Origin of the sequence: Mesorhizobium sp. M1329 (genome assembly GCF_040318035.1) — a bacterium.
In the GTDB taxonomy this organism is placed as follows: domain Bacteria; phylum Pseudomonadota; class Alphaproteobacteria; order Rhizobiales; family Rhizobiaceae; genus Mesorhizobium.
Map to the genome: position 1 here is coordinate 104503 of NZ_JAMYLN010000009.1, position 22045 is coordinate 126547.

A 22045-nucleotide genomic window follows, 5' to 3' on the forward strand; every position below is an offset into this window, starting at 1 on the left:
TTATGGCTATGCGCGCGCCGCAAGATCAAGTTGCCGGGCGCGTTTTCCGCGGAAATAGGATTTTACCCAGGGTTCCTCGCTCCTGAGCATGTCGTCGATCGTGCCCTCGACCAGCACTTTCTTGTTGCCAAGCACCGCCACGCGGTCGCACGCCGTAAACAGCGTGTCGAGATCGTGCGTGACCATATACACGGTCAAATCCATCGTATCGCGCAGCTTGACGACCAATTCGTCGAACTCAGCCGCACTGATCGGATCAAGCCCGGACGTCGGCTCGTCGAGGAAAACGATATCCGGATCGAGCGCCAGGGCGCGCGCCAGCGCAGCACGCTTGATCATGCCGCCTGAGAGCTCGGAGGGGAATTTTTGCGCCGCATCCGGAGGCAGTCCGACCAGCTCGACCTTGAGCATGGCAAGTTCGTCCATCAGCTTCTTCGGCAAATCGAGATATTCGCGCATCGGCACCTGAACGTTTTCGAGGACCGTCAGCGCTGAAAAAAGGGCGCCATGCTGGAACAGCACGCCGAGCCGCATGTCGATGCGAAGGCGCTCCCTTTCGGTTGCCTTCTCGACGTCGACGCCGAACAGTTTGATTGTTCCCGATTGCTTGCGCGTCAAGCCAAGGATGGTGCGCAAGAGAACAGATTTGCCGGCACCCGAGGCACCGACGAAGCCGAGAATCTCCCCGCGCCAGATATCGAGCGACAATTTGTCGAGAACGACCTGGTCGGCGAACGACACCGTGATGTCGTGCGCCGACAGCACGATCTCGTCTTCTTTGGCTTTCTCGGCCACCTTGGTCGTGTTTGTGCCCGGCAGCGCCATGTCAGAACTCGATCGCTGCATAGAACATGGCGAAAAGCCCGTCGAGGATAATGACCACGAAGATCGACTTCACCACTGAGGCGGTCACATGCTGGCCAAGCGATTCGGCGCTGCCGCCAACCTTCATGCCCTCGACCGAGGCAATTATGCCGATGATCATGGCCATGAACGGCGCCTTGATCAGGCCGGCAAAGATGGTGCTGAGGTCGATTGCGACACGTAGCCGGTCGATGAACGCTGCCGGTGCAATATCGGAGTAGAGCCATGCAGCCAGAATGCCGCCGCCGAGCGCGGCAAAGTTGGCGATGATCGTCAGGCAAGGCAGTGCGATCACCAGCGCGACCAACCGCGGAAACACCAGCACGCCGATGGGATTGAGGCCAATGACCTTCAGCGCATCGACCTCCTCGCGCATTTTCATCGAGCCGATCTCGGCGGTGATCGCGCTACCGGAGCGGCCGGCGATCATGATCGCCGTCATCAGCACGCCGAGCTCGCGCAGGATCAGCACGCCGACCAGGTCGACGACGAAGATGTCGGCGCCGAAATAGCTGAGCTGATAGGCGCCTTGCTGGGCAACGATTGCGCCAACGATAGCCGACATCAGCACCACCACTGGTATGGCGCCGACGCCCATGCGATCGATCTGGTTGAAGATCGCCGCCATATTGACGCCATGGCCGCGCCCAAGCTTCATCTGCGAGCCGCGTATCGTGGCGCCGAGGATGTTCATTGCGGCCAGGAAATCGTCGCGCATCTCATAAACACGCCGGCCAACCGCCTCGAGCCCACGAACGATGAAGTTGGGCGGCTTTGCCGGACCTGATTCGGGCTCCCGTCGAACGGCATCCCCGACGGCGCCAAGCAGGATCGAGGCGATCTCGCTTTGCCCCTGCATCGTGATCTCGACGCCCTTCTTTTCGAAGCTGCTAACCAGGCGGTCGATCAGCCACGCCCCGGCAGTGTCCATCTTCTCGATTTTTGAAAGGTCGAGCGCCAGCGTCTTGAAGCCGCTGCGCTTCTCGATCTTGCGCATCTCGGCATCGACCAGAGCCACGGTGCGTGTCGTCCAGGTTCCCGAGAAAACGCAGCCGAGAACACCGCCCTCCTCGCCGATCGCGACGCGCGGCTGGTGGTCGGGCTCCTTGGCAGGGCCGCTTGCGTCGCGTTTGCGGATGGTCAACATGGCGTCCTGTTTAGCCTGACGGGGCCGACCTGTCGATTTGCCGACATCCTCCTTGTTGCACAGCCGGAGCAGAAAAATATGGCGCGTGTCATTTCGGTCGAGGCCGAGCGCTTTCCCATCGCCGGAACTTTCACTATTTCGCGCGGCTCGAAGACCGAAGCTGAGGTGATTTCCTGCGCCATTGCCGAAAACGGCCAGACAGGGCGCGGCGAATGCGTCCCTTACAAGCGCTATGGCGAGACCATGGAGGGTGTGCGTGACGCGATCGAGGCGATGCGCAGCGAGATCGCGCGCGGCATCAGCCGCATCGCCCTGCTCGATGCCATGCATGCGGGTGCGGCACGCAACGCCATCGACTGCGCGCTCTGGGACCTGGAAGCGAAGATCAGCGGAACGCCGGTGGCGCATACGATACGAACCGTTCCGTTACGGGTGCTTGAGACGGCGTATACATTGTCGCTCGCCGAGCCGGAGGCGATGGCGGCGCAAGCCCGCGCCAACGCCCAGCGCCCGCTGCTCAAGGTCAAGATCGGCGGCGACAACGACATCGCCCGCATCCGTGCAGTGACGGCCGCAGCACCCGACAGCCGAATCATTCTCGACGCCAATGAGGGCTGGAATGACGGCAATATCGTCGCAAACCTCGCCTTTGCCGCCGAGCACGGTATCGCCTTGATCGAACAGCCGCTGCCGGCGGGACATGACGGTATTCTTCGCCACATCGCGCATCCGGTGCCGATCTGTGCCGACGAAAGCGTGCACGAGGCGAAGGACCTTGAAGCGCTTGTCGGCCTTTACGACGCCGTCAACATCAAGCTCGACAAATCGGGTGGCCTGACCGCTGCACTCGTGCTTCGCGACCGCGCCCGCGAACTGGGTCTTGGCGTCATGGTCGGCTGCATGGTCGGTACATCGCTTGCGATGGCGCCGGCCGTGCTGTTGGCGCAGGGTGCCGATTTCGTCGATCTCGATGGTCCGTTGCTGTTGGCCCGCGACCGCGTTCCAGGTCTCGTCTACCAGGGTTCGCTGGTGTCACCGCCCGAGCCGGCGCTGTGGGGCTGAACGCGCCGCAAGTCCGATCAGCACCAGGCCCGTCAGGGCGATCGGGATCATGGCAAAAAAGCCGTGTGCGCCGAAGCGATCGTAAAGAGGACCTGAAATCAGTGTCGCCACGGCCATGAAGAAGCCGTTGGAGAAATAGGCGATGCCTTGCGCCGCCCCGGTGCGTTCTTCCGCGATTGTCTCACCGATCATCTTTTGCAGGCCGATCAGCACGAGCGCCACCGAAAGCGCGTGCAGTGTCTGGATCGCGAAAAACCCGCCAACGCCAAGCCCAAGCGGCCAGATCAGAGGGAAAGCAATCCAGCGCACGATCGCGCCTGTCCCGGCAATCAGCATGATCGAGACAACCGAGAAGGAGGCGAAAGCCCGGGTGAAGACGACGAACATGCATATCTCGGCGACGACGCCCCACCCCCACAGCAGCCCGACAACCGAATCGCTGATGCCGATCGACTTCCAGTAGATCGACACGAAGCCGTAGAGAAATGCGTGGCTGGCGGTGATGACGCCGACTCCTGTCGAAAAATAGAGGAAGTACCGGTTGAGGAGTTTCGGTGCCGATTGCTGCATATCGGCGGCCGAAAGCGGCGAGGCGCGGCGCGGACGGCCGAGGCGCGGCGCGATCAGTCCGGCGGCCAGCGCGGCACACAGCGCCGCGAAGATAATCACCGGGACAGCCTGGGCACCGCTTGCCGAGAGGATGAAACCGCCGGCGAGATTGGCGCAGAGATATGAGATCGAGCCCCATTTGCGCATGCTTGCGTAATTCGAGCCGAAGCGGCGGACACCTGAAAGGGCGAGCGAATCGGCAATCGGCGAATGCGGCGTCCAGACGACCGTCAGCGCCAGGGATACGGCAAGTACCATTGCGTAGGTCGGCGGCAGGAAGTAGCCGGCGGACAGGATCAACGATGCGGCGACCAGCGCAACATAGACATTGGCGCGGTCGCTCGCTTTGTCTGCCAGAGCGGTAAGAAAAGGCGTCGTCGCCACGCGCAGGAACATCGGCGCGGCGAGGATCACGGCTATCTGCTCGGCGTGGAACCCCTTCGCCTGCAGCCACAGCGGGAAATACGGCACATGCGTCCCGAGCGGAACGAAGAGCGTGAAGAAGATCAAGCTCATGCGCAGTTCGAAATGGCGTGGCTTGACGAGCTGTTCGGGCGAAAGCGGCGGCAGCGAGGACATTAACAGGCGATCCGTCGGCACGGCATTCAGCCGGGTCGGCCCGCCACACCTGCCGCTGCTTAACACGGCGAAAAAGTCGATGAAACCGCTGGACTAACCGATTAAAGCGAGATGCGGCCGGATTTGGTCAAGCCGCCTGGACTGCCCTGCCCTTGATGTCGATCGGCACGAGCACCTCGCTGCCGACCGGAGCCTCCGGAAGGACATGCGCCCAGTGCAGGATCTCCATCCGGCCGTCAAAATGCTCGACCACCGCCGTGCAGCTCTCCACCCAATCGCCGGTGTTGATGTATTGCACGTCCTCGTAGCTTTCGATCGCGGCATGGTGGATGTGCCCGCAGATCACGCCGTCGACATGCGAGCGGCGCGCCTCCTCGGTCAGCACGGTCTGGAACGAGCCGATGAAGTTCACCGCCTTCTTGACCTTGACCTTGGCCCAGGACGAGAACGACCAGTAAGGCAGGCCGAGCACTTGGCGCAGGCGCGTGATGACGCGGTTGACCAGCATCGCCGCGTCATAGGCATAGTCGCCGAGATAGGCGAGCCAGCGCGCATTGTGGACGACGGTGTCGAACTGGTCACCATGGATGACAAGAAGGCGTTTGCCATCGGCGGTCTCATGGATGGCGCGGTCGGCGACGACGATGCCGCCGAAATGAACGCCCTGGAATTGGCGCGCGAACTCGTCGTGATTGCCGGCGATGTAGGTGATGTTGGCGCCCTTGCGCGCCTTGCGCAGCAACTTCTGGACGACGTCATTGTGGCTCTGCGGCCAATGCCAGCTCCGTCTCAAGCGCCAGCCGTCGACGATGTCGCCGACGAGATAGATGATATCGGCATCGTGATGGCGCAGGAAATCGATCAGGAACTCGGCCTTCGCCGCCTTCGATCCGAGATGGACGTCGGAGATGAACATGCTGCGGAAAGTGCGGGGCTCTGCGCCGGACATTATTTGTCACCGTTGCTTTCGGTGAGGCTATGCCCCGATTCATGCAACAACCGTATGACGGTTGCGATTGGTCCAGCCATCCGGATACGTTGCCGCGGCAATCAGAGGAGAAAATCACCATGGATCTCGGCATTCGCGGCAAGAAGGCCATCGTCTGCGCTTCGAGCAAAGGCTTGGGGCGCGGCTGCGCCATGGCGCTGGCGGAGGCAGGCTGCGATCTTGTCGTCAACGGCCGCAACGCCGACGTGCTGGCCAAAACCGCCGCCGAGCTGCGCGAGAAATTCGGCGTCAAGGTGACCGAGATTGTTGGCGACGTATCCAACCCCGACGTCCAGAAGGCGCTGCTTGCCGCCTGCCCCGATCCCGACATCCTCGTCAACAACAATGGCGGTCCGCCGTTTCGCGATTTCCGCGCGCTCGACCGGGCAAAGATCCTCGAAGGCGTCACCCAGAACATGGTGACCCCTGTCGAGCTGGTTCAGGCGGTAATCGACGGCATGGCGGCGCGCGGCTTCGGCCGCATCGTCAACATCACCTCGCTGTCGGTCTATGTGCCTATCCCCGGCCTCGACCTGTCGTCCGGCGCCCGCGCCGGCCTCACTTCGTTCCTGGCCGGCGTCGCGCGGACGGTGATCGACCGCAATGTAACGATCAACAACATGCTGCCGGGAAAACTCGATACCGACCGGCTGCGCGGCCCGCACGAGGCCGGCACGCCCGAAGATCCGGCCGCCGCTGCCTCGCGCAAGGCCAAGGCCGCGGCCAATGTTCCGGCCAAGCGACTCGGCACGCCGGAGGAATTCGGCCAGATCTGCGCCTTCCTGTGCTCGGTTCATGCCGGTTACCTGACCGGGCAGAACATACCGGTGGATGGCGGCCTCTACGTCAGCGCGTTCTAGCGGTGGAGTACAAGGTCGCAATGCAACATTCGTCCCTCATATCCTTCCTCAACGGCGAGAAACCAGCCGACGAACTTTGGCAGGAGATCGAAACCGAAGTGACCGAGTGCGCGACCGCCTCGACTACGCCTGGCTGCGTGGGGCATGTCATCATCACTGACGGACCAGATACGATCGTTAATCGTCAACATGTGGACGTGCTGCTTAGTCGGCTGGCCGACGGCATCCTGCCGGTCCAAGCGGCTGCCTACATCGCCGATGCACTGATAATGAGCGACGACTTCAACTTTGCGGACGATGGTGTCTCGGAGGCTTTGTTCTTCCTGTCAGACGAGAGCGCGCCCCTTTCGCGAGAAGATGTGCAAGCCCTGCGGAGCCGCCTTTCGACGGGAAAGTAATGCCCGCTTTGGAACAGGACGGCGGCATAGCTCGCCGCGGCACCCCCGCCTGCCGTCCCGACACTTCAGTGTCAGACACAGGCCGGGCGGCGATCCAAAGCGATAAGCTCGCGCTTGCGACATATCACCTCTCGAAAAGCCTCGGCTGCATGCTAAGAGACTCAAAACACCAAACGGACTGAACTGAGGAGGCGGCCGTCATGACAGGCGAAAGCAAGAAGGCGGCCCGATCCGACCTCGACGAAGCAGCGCTCTATTTCCATAAGCACCCCCGTCCCGGAAAGCTTGAAATCCAGGCGACGAAGCCGCTCGGCAACCAGCGCGACCTGGCGCTTGCCTATTCGCCGGGGGTCGCCGCCCCCTGCCTTGAAATCCGCGACGACCCGGCAACCGCCGCCGATTATACAGCCCGCGCCAATCTTGTCGGCGTTGTCACCAACGGTTCGGCGGTGCTGGGCCTTGGCAATATCGGTCCGCTCGCCTCCAAGCCGGTGATGGAAGGCAAGGCGGTGCTGTTCAAGAAGTTCGCCGGCATCGATGTCTTCGACATCGAGATCGATGCACCCGGCATCGAGCGCATGGTCGAGACGATCTCGGCGCTGGAACCAACCTTCGGCGGCATCAACCTGGAAGACATCAAGGCGCCCGAATGCTTCGAAGTCGAGGAGCAGTTGAAAGCCCGCATGGGCATACCGGTCTTTCATGACGACCAGCACGGTACCGCCATCATCGTCGCCGCCGCTGTGCTTAACGGGCTGGAATTCGCCGGCAAGTCCATATCCGACATCAAGATCGTCACGTCGGGCGCCGGCGCTGCGGCGCTTGCGTGCCTCAACCTTCTGGTCTCGCTCGGCGCGCGGGTCGAAAACATCTGGGTCACCGACCGGTTCGGCGTCGCCCATAAGGGCCGCGTCGAGGAGATGGATCGCTGGAAAGACCCCTATGTGAAGGAGACCGAGGCGCGTACGCTGGCCGACGTTCTGCCCGGCGCCGACGTGTTTCTCGGCCTGTCTGCCGCTGGCGTGCTGAAACCGGAACTGCTCCATCACATGGCGCCCAAGCCGCTGATCCTGGCGCTGGCCAATCCCAATCCCGAGATCATGCCAGAAGCGGCACGGGCGGCGCGACCCGACGCGATGATCTGCACCGGCCGCTCCGATTTCCCCAATCAAGTCAATAACGTACTCTGTTTTCCTTACATCTTCCGTGGTGCCCTGGATTGCGGCGCAAGCGCCATCAACGAAGAGATGAAAATGGCCGCCGTGCGAGCGATTGCAGCGCTTGCCCGCGAAGAGCCATCCGACGTTGCCGCGCGTGCCTATTCCGGCGAGACGCCGATCTTCGGTCCGGACTTCCTGATCCCGTCACCTTTCGATCCGCGGCTGATCCTGCGCATCGCCCCTGCCGTCGCCAAGGCAGCCTGCGAGACCGGCGTCGCGACCCGGCCGATCACCGATTTCGCCGCCTATATCGACAAGCTGAACCGCTTCGTCTTCCGCTCCGGCCTGGTCATGAAGCCGGTGTTCTCGATGGCCAAGACGTCGAGCGCCAAGCGCGTCATTTATGCCGACGGCGAGGACGAGCGCGTGCTTCGCGCCGCGCAAGTCGTGCTCGAGGAAGGCATTGCCGAACCGATCCTGATCGGCCGCCCGCATGTCATCGAGGTGCGGTTGAAACGCTATGGGCTGCGCATCAAGCCGGGCGTCGATTTCGGTTTGATCAACCCGGAAGACGATCCGCGTTACCGCCATTATGTCGATCTCTTGATCGAGCTTGCCGGCCGGCGTGGGGTGACGACGGAAGCGGCGCGCACCATGGTGCGCACCGACAACACGGTGATCGCCGCCCTTGCCCTGAAGCGCGGCGACGCCGACGCCATGGTCTGCGGCCTCGAAGGCCGTTTCGAGCGCCATCTGCGCAACGTCACGCTGATCATCGGGCCGCGCGCCGGCATTAGGGATCGCGACCTGTCGACGCTTTCCATGCTGATTTCGCAGCGCGGCATCATTTTCCTTACCGATACCCATGTCTCCGTCGATCCGACCGCCGAGGAGATTGCCGAGATGACCGTTTTGGCGGCCGAGGAGATTCAGCGTTTCGGCATCGAGCCCAAGGCAGCGCTGCTGTCGCATTCGGATTTCGGCTCCCGCGATTCGCCAAGCGCCATGAAGATGCGGCAAGCGGCAGCGATCCTGGCGCGCATCGCACCCGACCTGCAATGCGACGGCGAGATGCATGCCGACTCGGCACTGTCGGAACAGCTGCGCCAACGCGTCTATCCGCATTCGCGGCTGAAGGGCGAAGCCAATCTGCTGGTGTTTCCCAATCTCGATTCGGCGAACATCACGCTGACGGCACTGCGCACGATGATGGACGCGCTGCATGTCGGCCCGATCCTGCTCGGCACCGACAGCCCGGCGCACATATTGACGCCGTCAGTCACGTCGCGCGGCGTCGTCAACATGACCGCACTGGCCGTGGTCGAAGCCGCGCACAAGGCGCAGGCAATCGTTGAACTGGGCTAGCCATGGGCTTTCTCAGACTGGCTTGAACCGGAAATGCCCTGTCTGCCTGAAGGCAAACAAAGTGTCCTCTTCCCTGGCGCCGCCGCCGATATTGTGAATAACCAGCCTTCTTGTCGGCACCACAGTGGAGTGATTGGACGATACGATGGCAATATGCGACAGATTGCCGGGCAGCATCTGGGCGACGAGATCCCCAGGCCGATAGTCGGCGGGGTCTTGGCTGACGGGCAAGGCGGCACCGCGCCGCTCGAAATAGACCGCAAGATTGGGCACACGGCGGTGATCGATGTTGCGGTCCGGTGCTTTCAAGCCCCAAGCCTTCGGATAGGCGGCAAAATTGGCCCGCATATCCTCATGTACCAATTTTTGCAGGTCGAGATCGAAGGCGCGGCGATAGGCACGGATCACGACATCCGTGCACACCCCCCGCTCGGGCTCAACGTCCCCTCCCGGATAGGCCAGGCGTGTATAGGTCGGATCGTAGAGCGTGGTGACGCCGATCTGCTCACGGGCAGCTTCGACCAATTTGGTGCCCCAGTCCGGCGTGACGGGCTTTTCCTGCGCCATGGCGACCGGCATCGCCAGGCACAAAAGACCAAATTGCACCGCGGCTCGACGGGTAATCGCGGTCATGCCAAGCCTCCGGGCGCTACTGAATCCAGGCATTCTTCGGGGCGAATACGCCTTTTTCGTGCAACGCCAGGATGTCGCCGTTCTGGCTCGGTCCGAATACGTCGCGGGGCGTGGTCAATATGACAGCATTGGTCGTGGTCGAAGCCGCGCACAGGCCTAAGCCATCGCGCATTTGGGCTGAAGCCGGAATCGGCGGTATGCTAAACAAACGGTTAACCGCAAGCGCGGTAGCTTTCTGAACGATAGGCAGGCGGAGTTTCGGAGGGATGACGGGCGCAAGTTGGAAGCTGACGCGGGCCGCCGCGCTGCTCGGCGCCCTGCTACTGTGCGGCATTGCCGTCACTCAGGCGCAAGCCGCTTCGCGCCTCTGCCGCCAGCTTGAAGCCGATCTTGCCGCCGCTTCTCGTGGTGGCGGCGGCAAACCGGCCTTGCTCAGGAAATATGACGACGCGATCGTCCGGCAGCGCCAGCAGATTTCAAAGGCCGTCAGCCAGTCCAGCAGCGCCGGCTGCGGCTTTTCGCTGTCTCGCCGCAACGCCAACACATGCGCAGCACTCGACGCCACCATCAATCGCATGGCAGCCAATCTCGACGCCCTGCAGGCCAAGCGCGCCGATCTTGCCGGCGGTGGTTCGCGACGCGATCGCGCGCGCATATTGACCTTGCTTGATGCCAATGGCTGCCGCGATGATGCGGCGGCGCGGACGCGCGCGCCGGTCCGCGAAGCCAGCCGTGAAAACGGCAACCGAAACCTGCTTGACCAGCTTTTGGGCAGCCAGCCCGAAGAGCCCGACCAGGCTGAAGAACTAAGTCAGCCGCGCAACATCCGCACCGTGCTCAACAACGCCGATGAGTTGGGCCAGCCGCGAGGCGAATTCCGCACTATGTGCGTGCGGACCTGCGACGGCTATTTCTTCCCGATGTCGAATGCTGCCTCGCTGGGCGATTTCGAGCGCGATCAGAAGAATTGCGAATCGAGCTGCCCCGGCACCGAGATGCAGGTTTTCTACACGCGCGGCATGAACAGTGATTCGGCGTCCATGACGTCTTCGGTGACCGGCAGGCCTTATATCGAACTGCCGACCGCCTACCTCTACAAGCAGTCCGACATGCCGCGGCCGCCGGCCTGCGGCTGCAACGCCGCGCAGAATTTCGAAATCATCGCCGGCAACCCGCCCCCGCCCAGCCCGGAACAATCCGAAGCGAACGTGGGGGCCACTCCGTTCATTCCGCTGCCGGTTGCCAGGCCTGATGCGGGCGCCGACCCGGAGACCTTGGCCAATTCGGAGGGCGGCCTAGACCGCGAGGCGATCAGACGGCTTGCCGCCAAACCTGTGCCCTCGCCGACATCGTTGCCGCCGCCTGAGCAGCGCAAGGTCAGGGTCGTCGGGCCAACGTTCCTTCCCGACCCAGCAGCGGCAACAGATCTGCAAGCTCCGGACCCGAAGGCTGTCCCGTAAGCGCCAGCCTGAGCGGCATGAATAGCGCCTTGCCCTTGCGGCCGCTCGCCGCTCGGATCTTGCCGGTCCAGTCCTTCCAGACCGTGCCGTTCCAAGGCTCCTCCGGCAGCAGTTCGAACGCCTGGCGAAGAAAGTCGCGGTCATCGTCAGAAAACTCCGCCGGCTCCTCTGGACCGTCTCGAAGCGTACGCCACCAGATCGCCGCATCGGCCAGCCTGTCGAGATTGCCGCGCACCGCCAGCCAGAAAGGCTCGGCCTGTTCGCCAGAGATGCCGAGCACGATCAGCCGGTCGCGCGCCTCGGAAAACGGCATGTGGTGCAGCAGCGTCCGGTTGAGCACGAAGAGCTCGTCCGGATCGAATTTGGCGGCGGATTTCGATGTTGCCGCCGGATCGAAGCGCTCGGCAAGTTCAGCCATCGTCGGCACCGCCACGACGTTTTCCGAGGTACCGACGAGCACCGCCAGCGAAGCGACCGCCATTGGCTCGATGCCGCTCTCGCGCAGGCTCTGGATGGACAGCGCGCCGGTGCGCTTGGAAAGCCCCTCGCCTGATGCTGTTGTCAGAAGATTGTGATGGCCGAACACCGGCGGCTCCGCGCCAAGTGCTCGGAACAGGGCTATTTGGACGCCGGTATTGGTGACGTGGTCGTCGCCGCGAATGACATGGCTGACGCCCATGTCGATGTCGTCGACAACCGAAGGCAATGTATAGAGGTAGGTGCCGTCCTCACGCCGCAGAACCGGGTCTGAAAGCGAGGCGAGGTCTACGGTCTCTTCGCCGCGCACCAGGTCGTTCCAGTGGATTTCGGTGCGCTCCGGCTGCAGCGGATCGCTGCTGAAGTTGGGCAGCAGAAAGCGCCAGTGCGGCCGCCGGCCATCGGCCTCATATTCCGCGACCTGCTCGGGTGCCAGCGTCAGCGCCTCGCGGCCATAGACTGGCGGCAAGCCACGCGTGCGGCGCACCTTGCGCCTCAGGTCGAGCTCTTCAGGCGTCTCATAGCACGCATAGACGAGGCGGGCCTCCTTCAGCCTCTCCAGTGCGGCATCGTAGATTTCGACCCGCCGCGACTGATACTCCGTGGCATCGGGGAAGATGCCCAACCAATGCAGGTCGTAAAGGATGGCGTCGGAAAATTCCTGCGTCGAACGGGCGACGTCGGTGTCGTCGAAGCGCTGGATAAAGCGGCCTTTGTTCTTGATGGCGAACAGCCAATTGAACAAAGCGGTGCGCGCATTGCCGATATGGATGCGGCCGGTCGGTGACGGGGCGAAACGGACGGTAACTGTCATGAGCGGGGCGTACCGGATGGTTTTGCTGTTGACAAGACGCGCCCCCGCGCTCCGCGGCAGACATAGAACATGACGAAGGCGAAGAAAAGACGGCAGCGCCGCGCGTCTATCAAGACACGCGGCGCCGTAGCCGTCAGATCACCAGGCCTTTGGTCAGTTCAAGCGCCTGGCGTTCGAACAGCCGGCGGTAGATGCCGCCTTGCAGCCGGATTAGCTGGTCATGCGAGCCCTCTTCGACGATGCGGCCGCGATCGAACACCAAAAGCCTGTCCAGCGCCCGCACCGTCGACAGCCGGTGGGCAATGACCAGCGTCGTGCGGCCGACCATCAACCGCTCCATCGCCTGCTGAATCAGCACCTCCGATTCCGAATCGAGGCTCGACGTTGCCTCGTCGAGGATGAGAATGCGCGCATCGGCAAGGAAGGCGCGTGCGATTGCAACGCGCTGACGCTCACCACCCGACAGCTTTACGCCACGCTCGCCGACCAGCGTGCCATAGCCTTTCGGCAAATTGGCGATGAAGTCATGCGCGCTGGCCAACCGCGCCGCGTGCTCGATCTCGACCTGCGTGGCGCTCGGCCGGGCATAGGCGATGTTTTCGGCCAGCGACCGGTGAAACAGGATCGGCTCCTGCTGGACAATCGCGATCTGTGCGCGCAGCGACGCCTGCGCCACATTGGCAATATCCTGGCCGTCGATCAGGACATTTCCCGCAGTCACGTCATAGAGGCGCTGGATCAGCTTGACGAACGTCGTTTTGCCGGAGCCCGAATGGCCAACCAGCCCGACGCGTTCGCCCGGCGCGATGTCCACCGAAAACTCGCGATAGAGCGGCAAGCGGTGGCTGCCATAATGGAACGTGACATTGTCGAAGGTGATACGGCCATCGGTGATCCGGATCGGTTTGGCGCCGGGCCGATCCTCGATGCCGAGCGGTTCGGACTGGAAGTCGACCAGTTCCTCCATGTCGTTGATCGAGCGCTGCAGATTGCGAATATGCGTGCCGATGTCGCGCAGATAGCCTTGCAGCACGAAGAATGAGGTCAGCACGAAGGCGACGTCGCCGGCGCTCGCCTGCCCCCACGACCACAACAGCAGGGAGAATCCGATGACCGCTGCTCTCAAAAGCAGCAGCATCGTGCCTTGCGTGGTGCCATTGACGGTGCCGCGCACCCAGGTGCGCCGCGTGCGGCCGCGCCATTTGGCGACGACCTCGGCAAGCCGTGTCTCCTCGCGTTCCTCGGCGCCAAAACCCTTGACCACGGCGTTGCAGCTCACCGCATCGGCCAGCGAGCCGCCGAGCCGTGTATCCCACGCATTGGCAAGCCTTGCCGCAGGCGCGACATAGCCAAGCGACAGCATCGCCGTCACCGCGATGAACAGAACCGAACCGGTGGCGACGACAGCACCCATCAGCGGCCAGAACCAGCCAAGCAGCAGCGTCGAGCCGACGAGCATGACGACCGACGGCAGCAGCGCGATCAGGATCGTGTCGTTGAGCAGGTCGAGCGCCCACATGCCGCGCGTTATCTTGCGCACCGTCGATCCGGCGAAGCTGTTGGCGTGCCAGTCGGTGGAGAAGCGCTGGACGCGGTGGAAGGCGTCGGCGGCGATATCCGCCATCATCTTCAACGTCAGCTCGACAATGGCCATGAAGGCGAGATTGCGCAGCACGACACCGGTGAGCGCCAGGGCCACCAGCATCGAAAAGGCCGCTGTCGCCGCGTTCCACGCAACATCGTCGGCCGCAGCACTGCTGGCGACGGCATCCACCAGCCGGCCGGAATAGAGCGGCGTCAGCACGTCGGCCGAGGTCGACAGCAGGAAGGTGCCCATAATGCCGGCAAGCCGCCACGGCTGACGCCGCCAATGGCTGAGCGTGAAGCCAAGAACGCTGCGGAAGGCGGCCGCGCGCAAATCTATTCGAAAACGAGCCATGATGTCATTCGGGCGCAAACGAGCCCGATCCCACGAAAGTAGAAATTCAAAAAACCGCGTCGGCGCCGTTTGGCGCCCGGAGATGCGGAGGTTTGGCGTATTTGGCGGCCCTGTAGAGGGGCGGCGACCGGCAGCGGCGAAATGCCTGCCCTCGGTTCAGCCTTGCCGCGAGGCTATCTCGCGGCGCACTGACCAAGACCTAGGCTTCGCGGCCTCGCATAACGATGTCAAATCCTGGCATTCGGTTCCTCCTGAAGGAGAATCGCGGAGAGGCGTTTATAGAGACGCCTCAACGCCGCGCCAAGTCAGTAGATAGCCGAAAGCGCATCTGGTCCAACCAGTGAGGCGATTTTGCAACAACGGCCGGTTGTACGCCGCCTCTGTTCAAATTGCCGGGATACGGTCGAGGCGCATATAGCGGCCGTCCGTGGAAGGCCTGAAGCCGAGCTTCTCGTACAGGGAGTGTGCGTCGTTGGTCGACAGGCTCCAGTGGGTGACAGTCTTGCAATCCGGATGATCGATAAGCGCCTGGACAAGCCGGGTTCCGATGCCTTGCCCGCGATGCTCCGGCCAGACGATGACATCGGCTAGATAGGCAAATACCGTACGGTCGGAAATCGCCCGGCCAAAGCCTACCTGATTGCCGACGACATAGGCGCCGACGCAAAGCGAGTTGGCAAAGGCGCGGCGATGCAATTCGTCGCTGCGGCCACTGCCCCAATAGCTCTCCTTCAAAATGTCGGACGTCGCCCGGAAGTCGATCCGCGACAGGTCGAAGCTGATCTCAAAGTTGGCCATGGCTAAACCGTTATGCAGCCAATCGCCTACCCGCCATCCCTGAACCGGTTGGTGATGGGATAACGGCGGTCGCGGCCAAAGTTCTTCCTGGTGATCTTCACGCCGGGTGCCGCCTGCCGGCGCTTGTATTCTGCGACGTAAAGCAGGTGCTCGACACGCGCCACCGTCGCCCGGTCATGGCCGCGGGCAACGATCTCGTCGACGCCCATCTCGTTCTCGACCAGGCACTCCAATATGTCATCGAGCACTGGATAGGGCGGCAGCGAATCCTGGTCGGTCTGGTTCTCACGGAGCTCCGCCGAGGGCGCCTTGTCGATGATATTGTTCGGGATTACCTCGCCGGACGGACCTAGCGCGCCCGGCGGCACATGCGCGTTGCGCCAGCGCGACAACGCATAGACCTGCATCTTGTAAAGATCCTTGATCGGATTGAAGCCGCCATTCATGTCGCCGTAGAGCGTAGCGTAGCCGACCGACATCTCGCTCTTGTTGCCAGTGGTGACGACCATCGAGCCGAACTTATTGGAAATTGCCATCAGGATTGTGCCGCGTGCACGGCTCTGCAGGTTCTCCTCGGTAATGCCTTCCTTGGTGCCTTCGAAAAGCTGCGTCAGCGCGTGCAGGAAACCTTCGACCGGCTCGAAAATCGGCACGATATCGTAGCGGCAGCCGAGCGCGCGGGCGCAGTCCTCGGCATCCTTCAGCGAGTCCTTCGAAGTGTAGCGGTAAGGCATCATCACGGCGCGCAGCCGTTCCTCGCCGAGCGCATCGACGGCAAGTGCCGCGCAGATCGCCGAATCGATGCCGCCGGAGAGGCCGAGCACGACATTCTTGAAACCGTTCTTGTTGACGTAATCGCGCAGGCCCAACATGCAGGCGCGGTAGTCGGCCTCCTCCTTCTCCGGGATTTTCGACATCGGTCCATCGGAACAGACCCAACCCTCGGAATTATTTCCATTTTGCGCGCCTGCGGCGACGCGGCTTCGCTTCCAGGTGGTGACGTTGACCGTCTCCTCGAACTGGCTCATCTGGAAGGCCAGCGTCTTGTCAGCGCCTATGGCAAACGATGCGCCATCGAAAACCAGCTCGTCCTGGCCGCCAAGCTGGTTGGCATAGATAATCGGCAGTCCGCATTCGATGACCTGGCGGATGACGATCTGGTGGCGGACATCGACCTTGCCGCGGTAATAGGGCGAGCCGTTCGGGACCAGCAGGATTTCCGCGCCGCTTTCGGCCAGCGTCTCGCAGACGGCAACCTCGCCCCAGATATCTTCGCAGATCGGCACTCCCACGCGCACGCCGCGGAAATTGATCGGCCCCTGGATCTCGGGGCCGGCCTGGAAGACGCGCTTCTCGTCGAACTCACCGTAATTCGGCAGATCGAGCTTGTAGCGTTCGGCAAGGATCTTGCCGCCATCAGCAAAGATGATCGAATTGTGCGTGCCGGTCTTGCGCTTCAACGGCGTGCCGATAATGAAACCCGGGCCGCCGTCGGCGGTATCGCCAGCGAAATCCTCCGCCGCTCGCTCGCAGGCCTTCAGGAAGGCTGGCTTCAGCACCAGATCCTCAGGCGGATAGCCGGAAAGGAAAAGCTCGGTAAACAGCACGAGGTCGGCGCCCTGGCGGGCGGCATCCGCCCTCGCCTCGCGTGCCTTGGCAAGATTGCCGGCGACGTCGCCGACCGTCGGATTGAGCTGGGCGACGGCGATGCGCAATATGTCTGGAGCGGTCTTGTCTGTCATGCCCGTGGGTTTAGCGCGGCAAAATTCGTCGGGCAATGGCGTTCGTTTGGACCAAACAGTCGATCCTATTCGCCCATATATTCGCGCAAGGCTTCCGGCGGATGGTTCTCGCCGATCGACATTGCCAGAATGCGCGAAATGTGTCGGCGCGGCAGCCCGGTTTCCGCCGCCCAGGCGTTGATCTGCGCCTGGATCCTGCCCAAATCCGTCTTCGACGTCGGGCTCTCCGCAATGTCGAGCCCCGCATCACGCAGCGCTGCCGCCATGTCGGCCGAGACGATGAAGGCGTCCCAATCCAGCCAGCGCAGAAAATACTGGCCAGTATTGCCGCCGAGCCGGCTGCCGTGCTTGCTGAGATAGGCCATCAACCCGACCTGGTCATCCGCCGGCCAATTGGCCAGGAACTTGCCGAAGCTGCCATGCTCCTTCGACACGCGCTCGACGAAGGCTGCGTTGTCGCGTACGGACTTGATCTTCTGCGGATTGCGCACGATGCGCTTGTCGGCGGTGAGATCGTGCCAGAAATCGTCAGGCTGGAACAGCAGCCGCTTCGGTTCGAAGCCAAGAAATGCTTCCTCGAAACCCGGCCATTTCTGCTCGATGACGCGCCAGACAAAGCCGGCGGCAAAGACCCGCTCGGCCATGGTCGACAGGATCCGGTCGTCCGCAATCTTTGCTACCGCGGCATTGTCGGGCATAGGACCCAGCAGCGACGTCAGCGCTGCCTCACCGCCTTTGCGCTTCGCTGCACGGGCGCGAATTTTCTGAAAATCCACCATTGTTTCCTGACCCCATCGCGTCAATCTACCACTTCCCGTATGAACCGGCAGCTTCTACCTCATCGCTGACGACGGAGGCGACGATGAACAAAACGATCGAGGACCTGGCAAGCCGCTGGCTGAAGCGAAAGCCGGACGGCCTCAGCGCGCTCGAAAGCCGGGTGCTGCAATCTACGCTCGAGGGCACCACGATCTCCAAGGACACCAACAAGGCCGTCGCCTTTCACCAGACGTTTGGAGATCGCTTGGCCGACACCATCGCCCGGATCGGCGGCTCGTGGTCCTTCATCCTGGCATTCCTTGGCTTCCTGATCCTGTGGACGGCAGGCAATGTCTGGCTCTTGTCGCGCGCCGCCTTCGATCCCTATCCCTTCATCTTCCTCAATCTCGTGCTTTCCATGGTCGCCGCCCTGCAGGCGCCAGTGATCATGATGGCGCAGAACCGCCAGACGGAGCGCGATCGAATCGACGCCGCCCACGACTATGAGGTTAATCTCAAGGCCGAGATCGAGATCATGGCGCTACACGAAAAGCTCGACGAACTGCGCCACAGCCAGATCATCGGCATGCGGGACGAGATCGCCCGGCTGGCAGAGCAGGTGAAGCGCATCGACGACATTCTGTCGAAGCAGCGAACGTCTTCATGACGGAAGTCATCCATCGTCTCATTGAGCAATATGGATTGGTCGCGGTCTTTCTGGGCTGTGTCGCCGAAGGCGAAAGCGCCGCAATTCTTGGCGGTTTTTTCGCGCATCAGCATGTCTTCGTCCCGTGGCAGGCGTTTCTCGCAGCCGCGCTCGGCGCCTTCGGTGGCGACACGTTCTTCTTCATCTTGGGACGGAGCTTCGCCGATCATAAATTCGTGATCAGGCTCCGAGCCCGGCCGGGCTTCAGCCACGCCTACCGCCTTGTCACCTCTCATCCCAACATTTTCGTGCTGTCGAACCGCTACATCTATGGCCTGCGCCTGGTCGGCGGAATCGCGGCCGGGCTGTCGGGCATCGCCGCGGCGCGCTTCATCATCCTCAACGCCATCTCGTCGGTAGTCTGGGCGGCACTGTTCTGCACTGTCGGTTATGTCTTCGGGCTGGGCGCGGAGCGCATCGTTGGCCAGGCGCTGGCCCGCCACGAGCGGTTGCTGATCGCTCTGGCAATCGGCCTCGTTGTGGCCATCCTCGGCTGGCTCGCGGCCCATATCGTCGCCAAGAAGGAACTCCACAAGGGAAGCTGACCGTCAATCAATGCCGAGCGCGCGATCACCCTTCTCGAGGATCAGTGGAATGATCAGGTCTTCCTCGTCGGCAAGATGCCGGGTCAACATGGCGATCAGCCGGCTGTTCTCGTCAGCATAGGCATCGGCGGCGAAACGCTGTTTGTCTTCGCTCTCCTGAAGCGTGCGGATGAAGGCATTTGCCGCCTGGGCATTGCGCTCCAGTCCCTCATGGATTGCGTGGTGATCGGCATCGAGAATCTCGAAGCCGCGCTTCAGACGGGTCTCGGCCCTTGCGAAGACCGGGAAATAATGATGGTCCTCGACATTGTGGTGGCCGTCGAGATTGCCGAGGAAATGGTTGAGGCGCGGCGCGAACCAGCGCGCGAATTCCGGCGCGTTCAGCCTACCTTCTCGATAATCGCCAATACCATTGGTGAGCATGCCGCCAAGCTCGCGGAACAGGTCGTGCCGCTGCAGCCACATGTTGGCCATGCCGTGGATGTTGGCATGCGCCTGCCAATCCTCGCGCGGATATTTCTCGACCAGCCAGCGAAGATCGTCCGGCAGGCCCTCACGTTCAAGCAGCAGAAATCCGGCGGTATCGGCCATATCGGTCCCCTTAGACCATGATCCCGAAAGTGTACCTCAGATCGGTGCCCCTACGATCCGCTCGATGACGGCGACGCCCCAGACGCCGGCAGCGATCACCACCGAAATCAGCACCGCCAGCGAACCGCAATCCTTGGCCAGTTGGATATCGATGTTGAATTCACGGCTGAACGCGTCGCATGCCGCCTCGATGCCGGTGTTCAGCACCTCGATCATGATCATGAGCAGCACCGCGCCGATCAGCAGCGCATAGCCGCGCCACGATTCCGAAAGGAACCAGCCGAGCGGCAAGGCAAGCACGAGCAGTGTCAGCTCCAGCTGGAAGGCGGCCTCGCCGGTGGCCAGTTTGCGAAACGCCCGCACCGAATTGTAAAAAGCGTCGATCAGCCGCTGCATGCCAAAACCCTTCGGAATCACCGGCAGGGGATTAGCGCAATGGCTGGACCAAGGGAATAAGGCGACCTCTTCAAAATCAGTCGCCCGCCACCTTGATCGACGGCGTCGACTTCTCGAACTGCGGCAGCCCGTCATCGAGGGCGTAATAATCCCCCTTGTCGCCGACGAAGATATGGCATTCTCCTTGGAGCCCGGTTGGCGCGTCGAACAGGCCTGCCATGACCGAAACGTAGCCATCGTCGCTCGGCTTCCAGAACAGCAGAGAGCCGCATGTCTTGCAGAAGCCGCGCCTGGCGAACGAAGAAGCCTCGTACCAGGTGATGCTCTCCGCGCCGGTGATTGTGATGTCGCGGTCGGCAACGTTGGTCGCCGCATAGAAATGCCCGCTCTGCTTCCGGCACTGCGAGCAATGGCAGTAGATGACACCGCGCAGCGGTCCTCGTGTTTGGAACCGCACTGCCCCGCACAAGCATGATCCGATGTGACTGTCAGCCATGTCGGCCTCCCGATACAATTGCCATCGCCTGGCAGGATTCCAGTTTTGCGCGCGTTAGGCACGAGCAAATGCGACACCGGCGGGATTGAATACAAAAAGCGCCGGTTTTCGCCCGGCGCTTTTTCAATGACATCAAAGTTCAGATCGTATCAACCGTTGACGGCCTGCTTGTGCTGGACCGGATGGGTCTTCTTGAGCAGATCGGAGACCAGGAACGCCAACTCGATCGCCTGGTCGGCGTTAAGGCGCGGATCGCAATGGGTGTGGTAGCGATCCTGCAGCTCTTCGGCGGTGATGGCGCGGGCGCCACCTGTGCATTCGGTGACGTTCTTGCCTGTCATCTCGATGTGGATGCCGCCTGGATGCGTGCCTTCGGCGCGGTGCACCTCGAAGAACGTCTGCACCTCCTTCAGGATGCGGTCGAACGGCCGTGTCTTGTAGCCGGCGGCTTCGATGGTGTTGCCATGCATCGGGTCCGACGACCACACAACGCTGCGGCCTTCCTTCTGCACCGCGCGCACCAGCTTGGGCAGATGGTCAGCGACCTTGTCCGAGCCGAAGCGGGCGATAAGCGTCAGCCGGCCGGGCTCGTTCTCCGGATTGAGCAGGTCGATGAGCTGCAACAGGCCGTCCGGCGTCAGCGACGGCCCGCATTTCAGACCGAGCGGGTTCTTGATGCCGCGGCAATATTCGACATGCGCATGGTCGGGTTGGCGCGTGCGGTCGCCGATCCAGATCATGTGGCCGGAGGTGGCGTACCAGTCGCCCGAAGTCGAATCGACGCGGGTCAGCGCCTCTTCATAACCGAGCAGCAGCGCCTCATGGCTGGTATAGAAATCGGTCTCGCGCAGCGCATAATTGGTCTCCGAGGTGATGCCGACGGCCTTCATGAAGTCCATCGTCTCGGTGATGCGGTTGGCGAGCGACTCGTATTTCTCGCCCTGCGGGCTGTCGGACACGAAGCCAAGCATCCATTGATGTACGTTCTCCAGGCTGGCGTAGCCACCCTGGGCGAAGGCACGCAAAAGGTTGAGCGTCGCTGCCGACTGGCGGTACGCCATCTCCTGCCGCGCAGGATCGGGAATGCGTGATTTGGCATCGAACTCGATGCCATTGATGATGTCGCCGCGATAGCTGGGCAGCGTCACACCGCCCTTGGTCTCATTGTCGGACGAGCGCGGCTTGGCGAACTGGCCGGCGACACGGCCGACCTTCACCACCGGCTGAGCGCCGGCGAAGGTCAGCACCACCGACATCTGCAGGAAGACGCGGAAGAAGTCGCGGATATTGTCGGCGCCATGCTCGGCGAAGCTCTCGGCGCAATCGCCACCCTGAAGAAGGAATGCGTCACCGGCAGCGACGGCTGCAAGCTGCTTCTTCAGCTTGCGTGCCTCACCTGCAAAAACCAACGGCGGAAAGGTAGCGAGCTGGGTTTCCGTGTTCCTCAGCGCGACAAGGTCCGGATAGGCAGGAACCTGCTGGATCGGCTTAGCTCTCCACGAATTCGGCGACCATTTCGTCATCGAAGCACCCAACGCTCTTTCAGGCGGACGCCATCGCCCGCCAATCCACCCCATATGGGGTCGCGGCTCCATACACGAAGCCGATTTCCTATTCTAGACCGGAATCTCAGCGCTGGCGAACGACGGCCAGCGGC

At 62.2% G+C, this 22045-nt stretch carries 21 protein-coding genes; 7 read left to right on the top strand and 14 right to left on the bottom strand.

Annotation, left to right across the window (positions count from 1 at the left end; all coding sequences use genetic code 11):
- Nucleotides 1–6 precede the first annotated feature (6 nt).
- On the bottom strand, nt 7–825 hold the full coding sequence (locus NKH21_RS11740) for an ABC transporter ATP-binding protein (protein ID WP_352666483.1): 819 nt from the start codon (nt 823–825) through the stop codon (nt 7–9).
- Between the two features lies 1 nt (nt 826).
- Nucleotides 827–2011 carry an ABC transporter permease gene (locus NKH21_RS11745; RefSeq protein ID WP_352666481.1) on the bottom strand — a complete coding sequence of 395 codons (1185 nt, stop codon included), beginning with the start codon at nt 2009–2011 and terminating at the stop codon, nt 827–829.
- A 78-nt stretch (nt 2012–2089) separates the two neighbouring features.
- Between NKH21_RS11745 and dgcA the strand changes: the two genes are divergently transcribed.
- Nucleotides 2090–3073, top strand: coding sequence for an N-acetyl-D-Glu racemase DgcA (dgcA, locus tag NKH21_RS11750; RefSeq protein WP_352865022.1), 984 nt, complete (start codon nt 2090–2092; stop codon nt 3071–3073).
- On the opposite strand, the gene NKH21_RS11755 is transcribed toward dgcA, so the two are convergent.
- Nucleotides 3044–4261, bottom strand: a complete 1218-nt coding sequence (locus NKH21_RS11755; RefSeq protein WP_352865025.1) for an MFS transporter — start codon at nt 4259–4261, stop codon at nt 3044–3046. The genes dgcA and NKH21_RS11755 overlap by 30 nt on opposite strands.
- 127 nt (nt 4262–4388) lie before the next feature.
- Complete coding sequence (locus NKH21_RS11760) at nt 4389–5210, bottom strand: UDP-2,3-diacylglucosamine diphosphatase (protein WP_352666476.1); 822 nt, start codon at nt 5208–5210, stop codon at nt 4389–4391.
- Nucleotides 5211–5329: 119 nt separating this feature from the next.
- Between NKH21_RS11760 and NKH21_RS11765 the strand changes: the two genes are divergently transcribed.
- From NKH21_RS11765 to NKH21_RS11775, 3 genes are all read left to right on the top strand, one after another.
- Nucleotides 5330–6109, top strand: coding sequence for an SDR family oxidoreductase (locus tag NKH21_RS11765; protein WP_352666474.1), 780 nt, complete (start codon nt 5330–5332; stop codon nt 6107–6109).
- A 20-nt stretch (nt 6110–6129) separates the two neighbouring features.
- A complete protein-coding gene (locus NKH21_RS11770) occupies nt 6130–6507 on the top strand; it encodes a hypothetical protein (RefSeq protein WP_352666473.1) in 378 nt (125 codons plus the stop codon).
- Between the two features lie 200 nt (nt 6508–6707).
- Complete coding sequence (locus NKH21_RS11775; RefSeq protein WP_352666471.1) at nt 6708–9032, top strand: NADP-dependent malic enzyme; 2325 nt, start codon at nt 6708–6710, stop codon at nt 9030–9032.
- Between the two features lie 12 nt (nt 9033–9044).
- Here the strand turns inward: NKH21_RS11775 and NKH21_RS11780 are convergent, their stop codons facing one another.
- Complete coding sequence (locus NKH21_RS11780) at nt 9045–9665, bottom strand: DUF1287 domain-containing protein (RefSeq protein WP_352666470.1); 621 nt, start codon at nt 9663–9665, stop codon at nt 9045–9047.
- A gap of 266 nt (nt 9666–9931) precedes the next feature.
- On the opposite strand from NKH21_RS11780, the gene NKH21_RS11785 reads away from it, so the two are divergent.
- On the top strand, nt 9932–11125 hold the full coding sequence (locus tag NKH21_RS11785) for a DUF2865 domain-containing protein (RefSeq protein WP_352666469.1): 1194 nt from the start codon (nt 9932–9934) through the stop codon (nt 11123–11125).
- On the opposite strand, the gene gltX is transcribed toward NKH21_RS11785, so the two are convergent.
- From gltX to NKH21_RS11810, 5 genes are all read right to left on the bottom strand, one after another.
- Nucleotides 11043–12416, bottom strand: a complete 1374-nt coding sequence (gene gltX / locus NKH21_RS11790) for a glutamate--tRNA ligase (RefSeq protein ID WP_352865029.1) — start codon at nt 12414–12416, stop codon at nt 11043–11045. The genes NKH21_RS11785 and gltX overlap by 83 nt on opposite strands.
- Nucleotides 12417–12549: 133 nt before the next feature.
- Nucleotides 12550–14355 (bottom strand): ABC transporter ATP-binding protein, encoded by a 1806-nt coding sequence (locus NKH21_RS11795; protein WP_352865031.1) that lies wholly within the window; start codon nt 14353–14355, stop codon nt 12550–12552.
- Nucleotides 14356–14739: 384 nt separating this feature from the next.
- Nucleotides 14740–15153: a GNAT family N-acetyltransferase gene (locus NKH21_RS11800; RefSeq protein ID WP_352666463.1), complete on the bottom strand. Its 414-nt coding sequence runs from the start codon at nt 15151–15153 to the stop codon at nt 14740–14742.
- A 26-nt stretch (nt 15154–15179) separates the two neighbouring features.
- On the bottom strand, nt 15180–16895 hold the full coding sequence (locus NKH21_RS11805; RefSeq protein WP_352666461.1) for an NAD+ synthase: 1716 nt from the start codon (nt 16893–16895) through the stop codon (nt 15180–15182).
- A 65-nt stretch (nt 16896–16960) separates the two neighbouring features.
- Entirely contained in the window at nt 16961–17674 is a 714-nt protein-coding gene (locus tag NKH21_RS11810; RefSeq protein ID WP_352666459.1) for a DNA-3-methyladenine glycosylase I, read from the bottom strand.
- An 83-nt stretch (nt 17675–17757) separates the two neighbouring features.
- Between NKH21_RS11810 and NKH21_RS11815 the strand changes: the two genes are divergently transcribed.
- Complete coding sequence (locus NKH21_RS11815; RefSeq protein WP_352666457.1) at nt 17758–18321, top strand: DUF1003 domain-containing protein; 564 nt, start codon at nt 17758–17760, stop codon at nt 18319–18321.
- Entirely contained in the window at nt 18318–18905 is a 588-nt protein-coding gene (locus tag NKH21_RS11820; protein ID WP_352666455.1) for a DedA family protein, read from the top strand. Before NKH21_RS11815 ends, NKH21_RS11820 begins: the two co-directional genes overlap by 4 nt.
- A gap of 3 nt (nt 18906–18908) precedes the next feature.
- Here the strand turns inward: NKH21_RS11820 and NKH21_RS11825 are convergent, their stop codons facing one another.
- The 4 genes from NKH21_RS11825 to NKH21_RS11840 form a co-directional block, all read right to left on the bottom strand.
- Nucleotides 18909–19496: a hemerythrin domain-containing protein gene (locus tag NKH21_RS11825; protein ID WP_352666454.1), complete on the bottom strand. Its 588-nt coding sequence runs from the start codon at nt 19494–19496 to the stop codon at nt 18909–18911.
- 36 nt (nt 19497–19532) lie between these two features.
- Entirely contained in the window at nt 19533–19892 is a 360-nt protein-coding gene (locus NKH21_RS11830) for a diacylglycerol kinase (protein ID WP_352666453.1), read from the bottom strand.
- A 76-nt stretch (nt 19893–19968) separates the two neighbouring features.
- Nucleotides 19969–20388, bottom strand: a complete 420-nt coding sequence (locus tag NKH21_RS11835; protein WP_352666451.1) for a GFA family protein — start codon at nt 20386–20388, stop codon at nt 19969–19971.
- Between the two features lie 149 nt (nt 20389–20537).
- Nucleotides 20538–21911 (bottom strand): class II 3-deoxy-7-phosphoheptulonate synthase, encoded by a 1374-nt coding sequence (locus tag NKH21_RS11840; protein WP_352491633.1) that lies wholly within the window; start codon nt 21909–21911, stop codon nt 20538–20540.
- Nucleotides 21912–22045: the final 134 nt, after the last annotated feature.

What these genes read in the sequence shown, in the direction of transcription:
- dgcA (WP_352865022.1), top strand. Translation starts at nt 2,090, where the DNA reads ATGGCGCGTGTCATTTCGGTCGAGGCCGAGCGCTTTCCCATCGCCGGA.
- NKH21_RS11785 (WP_352666469.1), top strand. Translation starts at nt 9,932, where the DNA reads ATGACGGGCGCAAGTTGGAAGCTGACGCGGGCCGCCGCGCTGCTCGGC.
- NKH21_RS11820 (WP_352666455.1), top strand. Translation starts at nt 18,318, where the DNA reads ATGACGGAAGTCATCCATCGTCTCATTGAGCAATATGGATTGGTCGCG.
- NKH21_RS11835 (WP_352666451.1), bottom strand. Translation starts at nt 20,388, where the DNA reads ATGGCTGACAGTCACATCGGATCATGCTTGTGCGGGGCAGTGCGGTTC.
- NKH21_RS11805 (WP_352666461.1), bottom strand. Translation starts at nt 16,895, where the DNA reads ATGACAGACAAGACCGCTCCAGACATATTGCGCATCGCCGTCGCCCAG.
- gltX (WP_352865029.1), bottom strand. Translation starts at nt 12,416, where the DNA reads ATGACAGTTACCGTCCGTTTCGCCCCGTCACCGACCGGCCGCATCCAT.
- NKH21_RS11780 (WP_352666470.1), bottom strand. Translation starts at nt 9,665, where the DNA reads ATGACCGCGATTACCCGTCGAGCCGCGGTGCAATTTGGTCTTTTGTGC.
- NKH21_RS11825 (WP_352666454.1), bottom strand. Translation starts at nt 19,496, where the DNA reads ATGGCCGATACCGCCGGATTTCTGCTGCTTGAACGTGAGGGCCTGCCG.
- NKH21_RS11765 (WP_352666474.1), top strand. Translation starts at nt 5,330, where the DNA reads ATGGATCTCGGCATTCGCGGCAAGAAGGCCATCGTCTGCGCTTCGAGC.
- NKH21_RS11755 (WP_352865025.1), bottom strand. Translation starts at nt 4,261, where the DNA reads ATGTCCTCGCTGCCGCCGCTTTCGCCCGAACAGCTCGTCAAGCCACGC.
- NKH21_RS11745 (WP_352666481.1), bottom strand. Translation starts at nt 2,011, where the DNA reads ATGTTGACCATCCGCAAACGCGACGCAAGCGGCCCTGCCAAGGAGCCC.
- NKH21_RS11740 (WP_352666483.1), bottom strand. Translation starts at nt 825, where the DNA reads ATGGCGCTGCCGGGCACAAACACGACCAAGGTGGCCGAGAAAGCCAAA.
- NKH21_RS11795 (WP_352865031.1), bottom strand. Translation starts at nt 14,355, where the DNA reads ATGGCTCGTTTTCGAATAGATTTGCGCGCGGCCGCCTTCCGCAGCGTT.
- NKH21_RS11840 (WP_352491633.1), bottom strand. Translation starts at nt 21,911, where the DNA reads ATGACGAAATGGTCGCCGAATTCGTGGAGAGCTAAGCCGATCCAGCAG.
- NKH21_RS11810 (WP_352666459.1), bottom strand. Translation starts at nt 17,674, where the DNA reads ATGGTGGATTTTCAGAAAATTCGCGCCCGTGCAGCGAAGCGCAAAGGC.
- NKH21_RS11815 (WP_352666457.1), top strand. Translation starts at nt 17,758, where the DNA reads ATGAACAAAACGATCGAGGACCTGGCAAGCCGCTGGCTGAAGCGAAAG.
- NKH21_RS11770 (WP_352666473.1), top strand. Translation starts at nt 6,130, where the DNA reads ATGCAACATTCGTCCCTCATATCCTTCCTCAACGGCGAGAAACCAGCC.
- NKH21_RS11775 (WP_352666471.1), top strand. Translation starts at nt 6,708, where the DNA reads ATGACAGGCGAAAGCAAGAAGGCGGCCCGATCCGACCTCGACGAAGCA.
- NKH21_RS11760 (WP_352666476.1), bottom strand. Translation starts at nt 5,210, where the DNA reads ATGTCCGGCGCAGAGCCCCGCACTTTCCGCAGCATGTTCATCTCCGAC.
- NKH21_RS11830 (WP_352666453.1), bottom strand. Translation starts at nt 19,892, where the DNA reads ATGCAGCGGCTGATCGACGCTTTTTACAATTCGGTGCGGGCGTTTCGC.
- NKH21_RS11800 (WP_352666463.1), bottom strand. Translation starts at nt 15,153, where the DNA reads ATGGCCAACTTTGAGATCAGCTTCGACCTGTCGCGGATCGACTTCCGG.